13 protein-coding genes are annotated in these 12,899 nt (G+C 60.5%); 2 read left to right on the top strand and 11 right to left on the bottom strand.

Annotated elements, in window-relative coordinates; translation table 11 throughout:
- Positions 1–2 precede the first annotated feature (2 nt).
- Entirely contained in the window at positions 3–959 is a 957-nt protein-coding gene (locus tag JNJ45_12455; GenBank protein MBL8049482.1) for a hypothetical protein, read from the top strand.
- Here the strand turns inward: JNJ45_12455 and miaB are convergent.
- From miaB to JNJ45_12475, 4 genes are all read right to left on the bottom strand, one after another.
- Positions 952–2,244, bottom strand: coding sequence for a tRNA (N6-isopentenyl adenosine(37)-C2)-methylthiotransferase MiaB (gene miaB / locus JNJ45_12460; protein ID MBL8049483.1), 1,293 nt, complete (start codon positions 2,242–2,244; stop codon positions 952–954). The two genes, JNJ45_12455 and miaB, sit on opposite strands and share 8 nt — an antisense overlap.
- Before the next feature lie 95 nt (positions 2,245–2,339).
- The gene (locus JNJ45_12465; protein MBL8049484.1) at positions 2,340–2,753 is read right to left on the bottom strand and encodes a hypothetical protein; all 414 of its coding nucleotides are present in this window, start codon (positions 2,751–2,753) and stop codon (positions 2,340–2,342) included.
- A gap of 4 nt (positions 2,754–2,757) precedes the next feature.
- Positions 2,758–3,279, bottom strand: coding sequence for an adenine phosphoribosyltransferase (locus JNJ45_12470; protein MBL8049485.1), 522 nt, complete (start codon positions 3,277–3,279; stop codon positions 2,758–2,760).
- Between the two features lie 25 nt (positions 3,280–3,304).
- Entirely contained in the window at positions 3,305–3,769 is a 465-nt protein-coding gene (locus JNJ45_12475) for a hypothetical protein (protein MBL8049486.1), read from the bottom strand.
- A gap of 122 nt (positions 3,770–3,891) precedes the next feature.
- Here JNJ45_12475 and JNJ45_12480 point away from each other — a divergent pair, with 122 nt between their 5' ends.
- Positions 3,892–4,557, top strand: coding sequence for a CAAX prenyl protease-related protein (locus JNJ45_12480; GenBank protein MBL8049487.1), 666 nt, complete (start codon positions 3,892–3,894; stop codon positions 4,555–4,557).
- 88 nt (positions 4,558–4,645) lie between these two features.
- Here JNJ45_12480 and ftsZ read toward each other — a convergent pair whose 3' ends face one another.
- From ftsZ to murC, 7 genes are all read right to left on the bottom strand, one after another.
- Positions 4,646–5,923 carry a cell division protein FtsZ gene (ftsZ, locus tag JNJ45_12485; protein ID MBL8049488.1) on the bottom strand — a complete coding sequence of 426 codons (1,278 nt, stop codon included), beginning with the start codon at positions 5,921–5,923 and terminating at the stop codon, positions 4,646–4,648.
- Positions 5,924–5,943: 20 nt separating this feature from the next.
- Positions 5,944–7,188 (bottom strand): cell division protein FtsA, encoded by a 1,245-nt coding sequence (gene ftsA / locus JNJ45_12490; GenBank protein ID MBL8049489.1) that lies wholly within the window; start codon positions 7,186–7,188, stop codon positions 5,944–5,946.
- A gap of 97 nt (positions 7,189–7,285) precedes the next feature.
- Positions 7,286–8,692 carry a hypothetical protein gene (locus tag JNJ45_12495; protein MBL8049490.1) on the bottom strand — a complete coding sequence of 469 codons (1,407 nt, stop codon included), beginning with the start codon at positions 8,690–8,692 and terminating at the stop codon, positions 7,286–7,288.
- A gap of 92 nt (positions 8,693–8,784) precedes the next feature.
- Entirely contained in the window at positions 8,785–9,165 is a 381-nt protein-coding gene (locus tag JNJ45_12500) for a small basic family protein (GenBank protein ID MBL8049491.1), read from the bottom strand.
- Positions 9,162–9,923: a DUF881 domain-containing protein gene (locus tag JNJ45_12505; GenBank protein ID MBL8049492.1), complete on the bottom strand. Its 762-nt coding sequence runs from the start codon at positions 9,921–9,923 to the stop codon at positions 9,162–9,164. The genes JNJ45_12500 and JNJ45_12505 overlap by 4 nt, the downstream gene beginning before the upstream one ends.
- A 3-nt stretch (positions 9,924–9,926) precedes the next feature.
- Positions 9,927–10,625, bottom strand: a complete 699-nt coding sequence (locus JNJ45_12510; GenBank protein ID MBL8049493.1) for a hypothetical protein — start codon at positions 10,623–10,625, stop codon at positions 9,927–9,929.
- Positions 10,606–12,888 carry a UDP-N-acetylmuramate--L-alanine ligase gene (gene murC, locus JNJ45_12515; GenBank protein ID MBL8049494.1) on the bottom strand — a complete coding sequence of 761 codons (2,283 nt, stop codon included), beginning with the start codon at positions 12,886–12,888 and terminating at the stop codon, positions 10,606–10,608. Before murC ends, JNJ45_12510 begins: the two co-directional genes overlap by 20 nt.
- Positions 12,889–12,899: the final 11 nt, after the last annotated feature.

Here is a 12,899-nt window from a genome sequence, read left to right on the forward strand (position 1 = left end):
GCGTGAAACTTTTCGCGCTTGCTCTTTGCGTCACCGTCGCCGCAACCAACTTCACGGCCACGCCCGACGAGTTCGACGGCAAGTCGTGGGGCAAGATTGAGCTCGGAGTGGCCACCGACGCCACGATCAAAAAGCAGTACAACACCGTCCGCAGCACGGTTCGCCCCGAAGGTTTGGGTTTGGTGCGCGCCGATGGCGGCACCAGTAGCGTGCTCTTGCAGGGCCGCGGCAGCAAAGCGCTGGCGATTGGCTTTACCCACGAGGGGTTCGCAGGCACTTTTGCCGATTGGAGCAAGGATCAAAAATGGGAGGTTCTGCACCTGCCGACCCGATTCACCGACGTCTCGGTGGCGGTCAATCCCGAGCGCGGCCAAGCCGCATTGATCAACGATCGCGATGCGATTTTGATGCTCGTGATGGCCAAGCCCGCGAACATCCAAACGATGGCGAATAGCCTGAATACAAACCCGGCGCCGGTGCGGGATATTCTCGCCGAGTTCGAAAACTCCGATCGCCGGATTCAACTGGGCCGGTCTTCGGTCAGCGTCACCATCCGCGACCTGCCCGATATCAGCCGCCGAAGCGTCGAGCGCGACGCGCAGTATGTCATTGACGACTACCGTTTCCCGAACTACGTTTCGTGGCGCAGCAGCCACGCCGGCACCATCAGCGTGACCCTCACGCTGGACTACAACACCAAGCGCGACGAGACCGAAATCCGCGCGAGCACCTCAATCTCGGGCGGAAACGGGTGGGGTACGGCCAGTGCGACCGGCTCGGGTGCGGTCACGCGCGGCGGTCGCCGCGCCGATCGCCGAGATGTCGAGGATGCGGTGGACGATTCACTGGCCAACGCGATGCGCGGATTGGGCGCGGCGGCGGAGAAGATCGCCCCCGCGAATTCGGATCAGCTAACGCGAGCGGAGTTCATCCGGGTTGTGAATCTGGCGGTCAAATGAGCTCGGCCATACAGCCCCACTTATAACCCGCCGTCACGCGAACCGTGACGAGCTCGCCGCGCAACCGATCGGCGTCCCCGGCGAAGTGCGTCATCACGAAGTTGCGCGAATACCCGCGCAGCAACTCGGGCGTTTTTTCGCTGCGGCCTTCGACCAACACCTCAAACTCCTGCCCGACAAACGCCTCGTTCATGCGCTGGGTTTGGGCGAACTGCGCGTCGGCCAAAATCTTGAGCCGCCGCTGCTTGAGCGCGTAGGGAAGCTGCTCCTGATCCGCCGCCGGAGTTCCGGGACGCGGCGAGTAAATGAACATGTACGAGCTGTAGAAGTTAAACTCCGCCACGGCCGAGAGGGTCGCCTCGAACTGCGCTTCGGTCTCGCCAGGGAACCCGACGATGAGGTCGGTGGTGATCAGCAAACCAGGGATTTTCGCGTTCATCTCGGCCAGAATCTCGCCGAAACTCTCGCGCGTGTAGAGCCGCTTCATGCTCCGAAGCATCTCGTTGTCGCCGGATTGCAGCGGCATATGGCAGTGCTCCATCACCTGCGGCACGTCGCGGATGGTCTCGATAAGATCGGTGCGGAAGTCGCGCGGATAAGGCGAGGTGTAGCGGATGCGCTCGATGCCCTTGACCGCCGCGACCTGGCGCAGCAAGTCGCTGAATGGCACCTTGCCCTCCTCCATGTTCTTGCCGTAAGAGTTCACGGTTTGGCCGAGCAACGTCACCTCCTTGGTGCCGAGCGCGGCCAGCCGCTCGACCTCGCTGACGATATCGGCGGTGGGTCGGCTGCGCTCGCGCCCGCGGGTGGTGGGCACGATGCAGAACGAGCAGAACTTGTCGCAGCCGTACTGAATCGGCACGAATGCCTTGAGCTTCCCGACTCGGTTGACGTCGCGAGTCGGCAGGTCGGTGACCACCGCTCCTTTGCGTTCGGGCAGGTCGAGTCGCTGGGCGAACTTGCGGCGCTGAATCGCCTCTTCCACCAGGCCAGGAATGCTGGCGATGTGCGCCGTGCCGACAACAAAGTCCACGTGCGGCGCTCGCTGGTGAATCTCTTTCGCGCGAAGCTGAGCCATGCATCCGCAGACGCCGACGACCAGGTCTTGCCGCTGATTTTTCATCAGGGCAATCTCGCCGAGCAGGCTAAACGCCTTGTCCTCGGGCTTTTTGCGCACCGAGCACGTGTTGAGCAAGAGCACTTGCGCCTCGCGTAGAGAAGCCGCCGGGTGGAACCCGATTTGCTGCAAGTACAGCCCAATTTGCTCGCTGTCCTCTTCGTTCATCTGGCAACCCCAGGTCTGAATAAAGTAGGTTCCCCGAGCGGTTTTTGGTCGGGGATTTTGCAGGAGCGAGTCGGGGCGGAGAAGGGTGCTCAACGTCAGTTGGCGGTGATGCCGTACTTCTTGCCGTCCACCTTGGAGGCATCAATTTCGTTCTTAAAGATCGAATCGCCGAGCTTCTTTTCGACCGCGTACTTGCCAAAAGCGGTGATCATCTTGCCCTTGGCCAGCTTCAATTTGGCGTCGGGGTGGCCCTTCATGTAGACCTTCACAAACTTCTTAGGGTCTTTGCCCACCAGCGAAAGCGTGGTGTACTTGTTGCCCTTCTTGCTGGTCTTCAGGTCCAGGCGGTCGATTTTGCCCGAGACCTTGACTTCCTTTTGGTCATAGGTCTTGGCCGCCTTGAGCAGGTCATCAACGGTGAGCACCTTGGGCGCGGCCGCCTTTTGGGCGAAGGCCAGCGAGAGCGCGAGGCTAAGGCCGAGAACGGAAAGAGATCGTGGGGATCGCATGAGTTTAGTACCGAATGAGGGCGTCAACGGGCATGTCGCCAAGTTTTTCGCGACCGCCCAGGAAGGAGAGTTCGACCATAAAGCCAAAGCCGCACGCCTGACCGTTCAGACGCTCGACCAGGCGTGCCGCCGCGGCGGCCGTGCCGCCGGTTGCCAGCAGGTCATCAACAATGTAGGCACGTTGACCCGGGTTCACCGCGTCGGTGTGCATTTCAATCGTGTTGGTGCCGTACTCCAGTTCGTATTCTTCGCTGATCCGGTCGTAGGGCAGCTTGCCCAACTTGCGGGCCATGGAGAACGGCAGCCCCAACGCCATGGCGAGGGGCACACCAAAAAGGAATCCGCGGCTTTCGATGCCGATGATCACGTCCGGCTGGTGAACGCGGGCGAGGGCGGCCATTTCTTCCACCACTTGCTGGGTTCCAGCGGGACTTTGGAGGACGGGGGTGATGTCCTTAAAGACAATGCCGGCCTTCGGAAAGTCCGGCACGTCGCGAATCAGGGACTGAGCGATCAGTTCGGGCATTGCCCCCTATTTTAGCAGTTCTGGCTTACTTCTTGACGCGGACCAGAACGAGGTCCTGATTGTTCTTGGACTTCATCGTGACCTTGTCCTCGCCATCCCATGCGAGTTTGCCCGAGTTGGTCTTGTTCATGTTGTCGAGCATGGTCTGCTTGCCCGCCGCGAGGCTGCCTTCGAGCATCTTTTGAACCGCCGCGTCGTCCGACTTCGCATCGAACGAGGTGAACTTCATCGTCAGGTCTTCGCCCTTGACTTCATAGGTGCCGCCGTAAATCATGGTCAGATTGATCGGCTTGCCGGTCGGACCATTCTGCGACATTTTGAATGTAAGGTTAAAATCCTTATCTTGGAAGGCCATTGTTGCCTTGCTGCCCGACGGCATGCCCGGAGCATCGAGACCCGAAACATCCCAATCACCGACAATGCCAGGCTTCCCGGCGCCACAGCCGACGACAATGACGGCCAGAATAGAGAGTGCAAATGCCTTCTTCATGCGCAGAAGATAGCACAAAATGCCAAGGAATTGGAGTTTTCGGCCCAATAATTGCGTTATGAACACTTGACCCATTCGGGTACCTTATGGCGCAAGTAATCGAGGCTCAACAAAACCCGCTTATGCTAACTAAGCTTTTCCAGAAATACAACTGGCTCCCCTATGTGCTGCCGATGGCGGTGTTTATGATCCTCACCCAGCTGGAGGGGAACTTTAAGGAGGCCTACCCAGCGATCTACATCGCCAAGGTCATCGCCGTCGGGTTCCTTGTGTGGGCGGCCAAGGGTCCGCTCAGCGAAATCAAGGCCGACAAAAAATGGCTGGGTTGGTCGGTATTTTGGGGATTGCTCCTGCTGGGAATGTGGATCCTCATCGAAGAGCGTGTGAGCTACGGCCGCGTCGGCGAGCGCTCAAGCTTCAATCCGTTCACCGAAATGGCGAATCCCGCGTTCGCCTACGTGTTCATCACCTTCCGCATGATCGGCCTCGCCCTGGTGGTGCCTATCATGGAAGAGATTTTCTGGCGTTCATTTGCCTTGCGCTACGCCACCGACAAGGACTTCAGCAACATTCCGGTGGGCGTGTTCAGTTGGGGCGCGTTTGCCATTGTCAATGCGGTGTTCGGCTTCTCGCACCCCGAGTGGCTGCCGGCGGTCCTGTACTCCGCGTTCTGCGGTCTGTATCTTAACTGGACCAAGAGCCTGTGGGCGTGCGTGGTGGTTCACTTGGTGACCAACCTTGGCCTCGGCATCTTCATCCTCGCCAACAGCGCCTGGAAGTATTGGTAAGCCCAGTTGGTTTAGATCACAAAATCGCCCTCGGCTCTGGTGAGTCGAGGGCGATTTTTTGTTGGACGTGGCGGGCGAGGCGGAGTGATTATTCGCCGTTCTTCTTGCGCTCGCGCAGGAAGGCGGGGATGTCCAGGTCTTCTTGGCTGAAGATTTCGTCGGCGCTCTTGGCCTCGTTGCGGCGTTCGGCGCTGGCCTTCTCCCAGATTTCTTTCGGCGAGACTTGCGACTGCTTGAATCGCTCCATGGCCGGTTCGACCCTCGGCGCGGCCGGAGTCGGCTCCGGCGTCGGGGCGACGAACGACGGGATTTCCGGTTCGTCGGTCTTGGTGGCCGGCGGAATCACGGCTTGCACCGAGCTCGCCGTCACTTCGGGGGTCGAGCGGTAAGCCGCTTCAACCACGCGTCGGCTATCACCTTGTGGCGAGAAGCCCGTGGCGAGCACCGTAATGCGCACCGTGTCGCCCATGGTCGGATCAACCACGAGGCCAAAGTAGATGGCCGCGTCTTCGGCATCGCACATCTGGTGGATGTACTCCATCGCCTGGCTGCTTTCGGCAAGCGTCAAGTCTTCGCTGGCGGTGATGTTGACCAACAGGCCCTTGGCGCCGTTGATCGTCTGCTCCAGAAGCGGGCTGCTGGTGGCGGTTTGCGCGGCTTGCAGCGCGCGGTCTTCGCCCACGCCGTAGCCAATGCCCATCAGCGCCGGACCGGCATTGGTCATCACGGCGCGCACGTCGGCAAAGTCAACATTGATCTGGCCGGGGACGGTGATGATATCGCTGATGCCCTGCACGCCTTGACGCAGCACGTCGTCGGCTACGCGGAAGGCTTCGGTGAGGGTGGTCTTGCGTTCCACCACGCTCATCAGCTTGTCGTTCGGAATCGTAATCAGGGTGTCCACGCGACCCATCAGCGAGATAAGGCCTTGCTCAGCAAGCTTGCGTCGCTTCGGACCTTCGAAGGTGAACGGTCGAGTAACGGTGGCCACGGCGAGAGCGCCGCTCTCACGGACCAAATCGGCGACCACGGGCGCGGCGCCGGTACCGGTTCCGCCGCCCATACCGGCGGTGATAAAGACCATGTCCGCGCCGTCAATGACCTTGCGGATTTCGTTCTTGCTTTCTTCGGCGGCACTCTTCCCGATCTCGGGGTTGCCGCCCGCGCCAAGGCCGCGGGTGAGGTTGTTGCCCAGTTGCACCTTGGTCGGGGCCAAACTGCGCTCCAGAACCTGGGCGTCGGTGTTCATCGCGATAAACTCCACTCCCTGGATTCCCGCCTCGATCATGCGGTTGACGGCATTTGAGCCACCACCACCTACGCCAATTACCTTAATTACTGCGGTCGACATCTGCTTACTTACCATCCAACAATTTGACCGAAACCTTACTGAATCGATCGATTTGACTTCAATTTGCCCATGAGGGCAGTCGTAATTTTAACGGTCCAACTTTGCTCACCGGCGACGGGTGCGAACTCCTCATCGGCGGCAGAATCGGCCATAAATCGGGCCAAACCTACTACACTAGCGAGGTCTGGACGTTTGAATTCCTGTGAGAAGGTACCCGTCACGGAGGGAACTCCGCCACGAACCTTCATATTCGGGAGGATCTGCTCGGCCAATTGCGGCAAGCCCGGAAGTTGAGCGCCGCCCCCGGTGAGGATCACGCCGCCCGGCAACAACCCGGAAAGCCCACTTTTGTCCAAGTTCAGCTTGGCAAAGGAGAGGATTTCTCGCATGCGGCTCTCGACGATTTCGCAAAGCACCCGCCGTTGCAAGTGGCGATGCAGGTCTTGCCCCTGCTGCAGCACTTCCACCGTGTCGTCTTCTTGCACCTTGCCCGAGAGCGCACTGGCTTCCTGCGTTTTGAGCCGGTTTGCTTCGGCCTCGTTGCACTTAAGGAGGGCCATCAAGTCGCTCGTTACGGCCTTGCCGCCGAGGGGAATCACGGCCTGGTAGGCGATGACGCCACCGGCGAAAATGGCGACCTTAGTCGTCTCCGCGCCGAAGTCCACCACCATCGCGCCTTGCGTGGCGGCGTTCGGATCCACCACCCCGGCACCGGCGGCAATCGCAACCGGCACGAGTTCGTTGGCGGTGAGGCCCGCGATGCGGCAGATGCGCTGGATGTTCTGCACGTGCGCGGCGTCGGCCGTGACGATGTGCGTCACGACTTCGAGCCGGCCACCGGTGCGGCCAATCGGGCGGACAATGCCTTTCTTGCCGTCGATGCGGAACTCGCGCGGAATCGCCTGGATCGTTTCGCGACCCGTCGGGGTGGGCGCTTGCCGCGAGTGATTGATCACCTGGAACACGTCGTCGCGCGTGATGGCGCGGGTGTTCGGGAAAATCGGGATCAGGCCCTGGGCATTTGAGCCCTCAACATCGGTGCCGCCGATCGCACAGATCACGGGCGCATCTTCAGAAATCGCTATGCTTTTGCGCAATTCTTGCACAAGCGTGGAGATGGTCGCGGTCGCGCCGTCGAGGTCCACCACCACGCCTTTGCTCACGCCCTCCGAGGGAATCTGCGCCACCGCGAGGGCGTCCAGCTCTCCGGACGCGCCGACGTGGAAGGCGGCTAAACGGGCCTGCGACGAGCCGAGGTCCAACACAAGTAATTGGCTCATAGAATAGGTTCTATCTTACTTGGCGGCGAGGGGGTGGCGAACGAAAAAACACCCGGAAAGTTGTACTTCCGGGTGGGAAAAGTTGGGGAAAAGGGGATTAACTTACCTTTGCCTTGGGCGGGTTGCTCGGCAACTCACCAATGATATGTTTAGGTCTGACCGGATATCCCTGCATCCACGGCTCGCGTTTGCGCCATTCGCGCCAGGCTCGCAGCAACTGCAAGTTTGTGGGCATGTTTAAGTCCTTGGCGAGGCCCACGCTCTTTAGGCCGCGAATGAACCAGTAGCTCGGGTCGAACTGCCAGCCGAACACGCCGTGCTTGGCCCAGAGAGCCGCGTTGTGGTGCGTGTTGTGACCGCCCTCGCCCCAGGCGAGAATTTCGATGACGGCGTTGTTGCGCGCGTTGTCCGGCGTGTCGAATGGCTTTTCACCCCACAGGTGACAAACCGAATTGACACAGAATGTGGACCAATTCATGAACAAAAGTCGGGTGAGCGATTCCCACACGCTAATGCCGCCAAGGGCATAGGGGATGTAGAAGCTCAGGCCGAGAATGGTGAGGTAGACCACCGGGTGGCTGATGAGGGCCACGGTCTTGTCCTTCTCAATCTCGACGATATCGTTGACGAATCCGGCCCATCGCTTTTTGAGAATGGTGTCGGTCGTGACAATCACTTCACCGGCGGGGTTTCGCACCTCCCAGTGACCGCGATCTTCCTCGCGGAATCGGAAATCTTCGAGCTTCGGCGGGTGCGCCAGCATGTGCGCACGCCACTCTTCCATCGTCATGTTCATCGGCTTGCGCAGGCTCGGCTCGCGGAACGCCCACATGACGAAGCTGTGCATGAAGCCCATGAATTGCTCCCACCAAATCGCGCGCTTTGAATCCTCAAACACGTACGGGCTGTGCACGTCCACGCTGGTTTCGCCAAAGGCGTGGTGCTTGGTGTGCTTCTTCATCCACTCGCCCGCCGGACCCTGCATGGCGCAACTGCCCATGGCGAGCACAACGCCGCGCACGACTTGGTTGGTTTTGTAGCTGGGGTGGGTGCCCGTGCGGTGATAACCAACGGTGATGCCCATGCCCGCGAGGAGCCACATGCCCATGAACCATACAAAGTGGTGACCGTACAAGTTGTACATACCCACGAAGAACGGGATGATCGCGAAGAACACCGCCCAGCGATAAATGGACCGCAGAATACGCGTGCGAACCGCCTTGTTGACCAAGGACCGGTGCCGCGGCAGGATCATCTTGGTGCGAGTGAACAGCTCCTTGTAGCCGGTGACGATGGGGAAGCGGCGGAAGTAGGGACGAACCCACTTGATATGCGCGCCCACGATGGCGACCAGGTAGGCCAGCCAGCCAATGGTGGCGAGGAACCGTGCATTATCCTGCAACACTTGATACAGCAACACGAGCCCACCAACGGGCGGCGCGGCGATAAAAAGGAGGACGATGAATTGTTCTAAGCGGCGATTGTTGTGCTCAGCGTAGCTCAAGAGGGAGGGTCTCCGGGGGAGGCAGACGACAGCCTGCACATCCTATCTATTGTGACGGATGGCCGCGGCGATTCGCTGGAACTCAGTTCAAACTAGGTCGAAAGGCTTGCGTCCACGTCGCGTCGCTTCTTCCAATCGTTGTAGCTTTGCAGCAAGTGCCGTCGAATCAGGCTGAGGTTGTTGAAGATGCGTTGACCGAAAATCAGCGCGCAAACCAGGAAGATGTCCACCCCAATTTGGTCGCCCATCCACGCTAAAAAGAACGCCAGCAGGCAGTTGGTGAAGAAGCCGCTGACGAACACATCCGCCGCAAACCGCCCCTCGAAATTGCTCTTGATGCCGCCGCACACGGTGTCAAGTCCGGCCAGGCAAGCCACCGCCAGATACACCCCGGCCGGGCCGCGCAAGTCTTGACTCGGCAGAAGCCCGATGAGCAGGCCCAAGATGAGGGCGAACACGGGAATGAGGATCACTTCGGCACCTCGACAGTTTTCACATGCTTCTTTTCGGTGCTGCCCGAATACGCCGGCAGCATCATCTTGTCCACCAGGACAATCTCCATCATGCGCGGGTCAATCGCCGTGATCTCGGCGTGAATGCCGCCCGGCATCTCGATGGCGCCTTTGAGCGACTTGGCATCGCCCAGCGCTTGAATCACAATCGGCGAAGCGATACGCACGCTATCCACCAGGATAGTCGAGCCAACGCACCGGAAGTTCGTGCCGAGCGCCACGCGATTGTTGTTGACCGAAACCGCCTCGGCGCCCGCGTTCCAAAGCTCGTTGACCACCTTCAGGATGTCGGTGTCGTGGATGATTTTATCTTCCACGAAATCCTCTTTCGCGTTCGGGGCGTCGCGCAGAGTGATGCGCACGCCCGGGCCGACCACCTCGGTGAGTCCGGCAAACAATTTGAGGTTCTCGGCGCTCTCGTAGATGACCTTGGCTTGGTCGGTTTCCTTGGAAAGAGCCGCCTGAAACTTCGTGTTTTCCTCGCGCAACTTAGACACTTCTCGGCGAAGACTGGCCACTTCTTCCTGCGTTTGGTTGTCGTTGACGTCGAGCCGCGCGGCGACGTTGGGGTCGCGGCGGATATCGGCCCGCGCGCGGTTTGTGCGGATCGCGCTCGTGGTCATCACACCCAACATCAAACACATCAGGCTGATGGTAATCACCGGCGATTTGATGGTTTGGCTCACGTTAAACGGATTCTTCATGTCGGGTCTTTTCATGTTTTAACGCTTCGTCACGATATCGGTGGGTGCAGAAACATTAATTTCCGAAACATTCTCCAAAAGTGTTACCTGCTTCGCCATTTCCTCGGAGAATCTCGACCACTTTTTCTGGAGATCAACAGGTGTTCCGACGATCACAGTGGCCTTCTCGTTCCCGCGGAAGCTCATCACGCCGCGGCTGTCGATGTCGAACTTCCACGCGTTGTCGGGTTGCCAGGAAACTACTTGCTGGATCAGCCACGCCATCCGCTCGGCGGGCCATTGCCCGGCCGGAATCCACGCCGCGCCCAGCATGTCCGGGTGAACGGTAAGGGTCGGCAGCGTCGAGCCATCGCGGCTAAGCTGAAAAACAGTGCCATCGTTGGCGAGCGCGCCCTTGGTGCCGGTTATGGTCGCCACTGGTTTTTGCAGTTTCAGGATGATCACGCCACGCCCCAGCAGGTTGATGCTCGACTCGACCGAGGCGATCTCGGAGTTGGGCATGATGACCTGCGCCAAGTGCGCGTTCTGAATCTGGCGACTCGGCACGCCTTCGTATTTGCGGAGCCGCTCGGCGATGCGCTTTTCGTCGCCGGCGGGCGCGCCCAGTACGCGCAGCTTTTGCGGGGCGGTCGCCGGGCTCCACATCGCCCCGCAGATCAAGTTGAACGCGATCAAACCGGCGAGCAAGCGGTTGGGGTTAGCGGGCTTTCGCGCCATAAAAAGTTAAGGCATCCTCCACAATCCATTGACAAAGCTCGGCAAAACTCATGCCCGCCGTCTCGGCCGATTTCGGAACCAGACTCGTCGGGGTCATGCCGGGCAAGGTGTTAATCTCCAGAATGATCGGCCCCTCGGCGGTGACGATCATGTCGGTGCGAGTGACCCCGCGGCAGCCGAGCAATTGGTGTGTGCGGAGGGCGAGGTCGCTGACCAGCCGCATGGTTTCCTCGGGCAAACGAGCCGGACAAATCTCCTCGGTCGCGCCGGGTGTGTACTTCGATTCAAAGTCGTAATCCTTGCCGCCGGTCGGGGCAATCTCGACCGGAATCAGAGCGCGATCGCCCATCACGGGCGTGCTGATTTCCATGCCGCGCAGACGACGCTCCACCAGCACCGAACTATCGTAGTGCAGCCCCTTAGCGATTGCCACGGCGAGGTCCTCAGGGCGATTGACGAACGTCACGCCGATGGTGCTGCCCTGGGCGTTGGGCTTGACCACCCATTCATCACCGCCCACCTCGCGGAGCACGCGTTCGGCCGCGTGCTGCGGGTCCTCATTTGCCGTCACCTGCACCCCAGGCGGGACGGGCAATCCGGCGGCGCGCAGAATCTCCTTGGTCTTTTCCTTGTCCATGGCCAGGGCGCTGGATTGAATTCCAGGCCCGGTGTAGGGAACACCGATCAGCTCCAAAAATCCTTGCAGAGCGCCGTCTTCGGCGCGGTTGCCGTGGGTCATCAGCACCGCCAAATCGGGGCGATTTACCCCGGTAAGCGGAGCTAGATCGCGCTGGCCGAGAAGAAGTTCAGTGGCGTCCAGCAGTCGAACTGAATACTGAGTGGAGAGAGCGTTGGCCACGGCGCGGCCACTGTGCAAAGACACCTCGCGCTCGGCGCTATCGCCGCCGTACAGCACCACCAGTTGCGGCGCGGCGGGGCGATCGAGCTCGGCCAAGAACGCCGGACCAAACTCGGAAATGTTGCCCGCGCCCATGCCGACGACCACGTCTCCGGCGCGAACCAGCTTGCGGACTTCGGTCGGTAAGCGGTGCCGACTGGGCACGTACACTACTTCGCAGGTGACTTGCTCGGCAATCCGCGCCGAGCTCATGCCGGGCATCGGAGCCTCGCGAGCGGGGTAAATGTCGGTGATCACCAGCAGATCAGCGGCGCTGAGTGTGCGCGCGAACTCGGGCAGAAAATCGCGAGTTCTTGAGTAAAGGTGCGGTTGATAGACCACCACGACGCGACGGCCCGCGTAGCGCGAACGAACCGCCTCGATGCTGGCCGTAATCTCGGTGGGGTGGTGAGCGTAATCGTCCAAAACGGCGATCTCGCCTTCGCGGAGCAGTTGCAACCGACGCTCGGCGCCGCTGTAGGTTTGCACCGCGCGCAGCGCGGGTTCGGCCCCCACGCCCAAGTGGTGGGCCACGGATAGGGCCGCGCGCGCATTCTGCCAATTGTGTCGGCCCGGCATGCGCATGAGCTGCGAATCCGGCGAATCCCAACCTTCGGCGCCGTAGGGCAGCAGAGTCCCGGCGAACCCGGCAGCTACCTCGCACGCTCCGGCATCGTCTTTGCAATACACCAGCGTCGAAGCTTGGCTCACGAACGAATTCACGCTGGCGAGGAGCGACTCCCAGTCGCCGTGAAAATCGAGATGGTCGGGCTCAAGGTTGGTGAGCACCACGATTTCGGCGGGAAGATCGCGCAGGCTGTCGTAGGCCTCGCAGGCTTCAATGACGACCCAATCGCCCGCGCCTTCGCGCACCGCGCCCCCGAAGTCAGGTACCTCCGCGCCCACAATCGCGGTGGGGTCGAGCCCTCCGGCCAGCAAAGCGCTCGCGACCAATCCGGTGGTCGTGGTTTTCCCGTGAGTGCCGGTCACGGCAATGACGCGCTTGCCATCCAGCAACCAGCCCAAGAGCTGTGACCGTCGAAAGATCGGGTTGTTGCCGCGGCGCGCGTCTTGCACCTCGGGGGACTCGTTCAGGTCGATCGCGTCGGTGAGAATCAGTGCGTCGCCAGGCATCACCCAGCCGTTGTCGTGGCCGATTTGAACTTTGGCTCCCGCCGCGCGCAAGGCGTCAATCACGGCTGAATCGGTGCTATCGCTGCCGGCTACTTGGTAGCCGCGCCGCATGAGCATGTGCGCCAGCCCGCTCATCCCCGCGCCGCCGATACCGACAAAAAAGAACCGTTGCGCTCGCCCAAGGTCCGCCGTCGAGGCGAAGCTACTGGCAATTTCAACCTTGGTGCGCATGGAGAATCTTT

Origin of the sequence: Chthonomonas sp., from assembly GCA_016788425.1 — a bacterium.
GTDB lineage: Bacteria > Armatimonadota > Fimbriimonadia > Fimbriimonadales > Fimbriimonadaceae > JAEURQ01.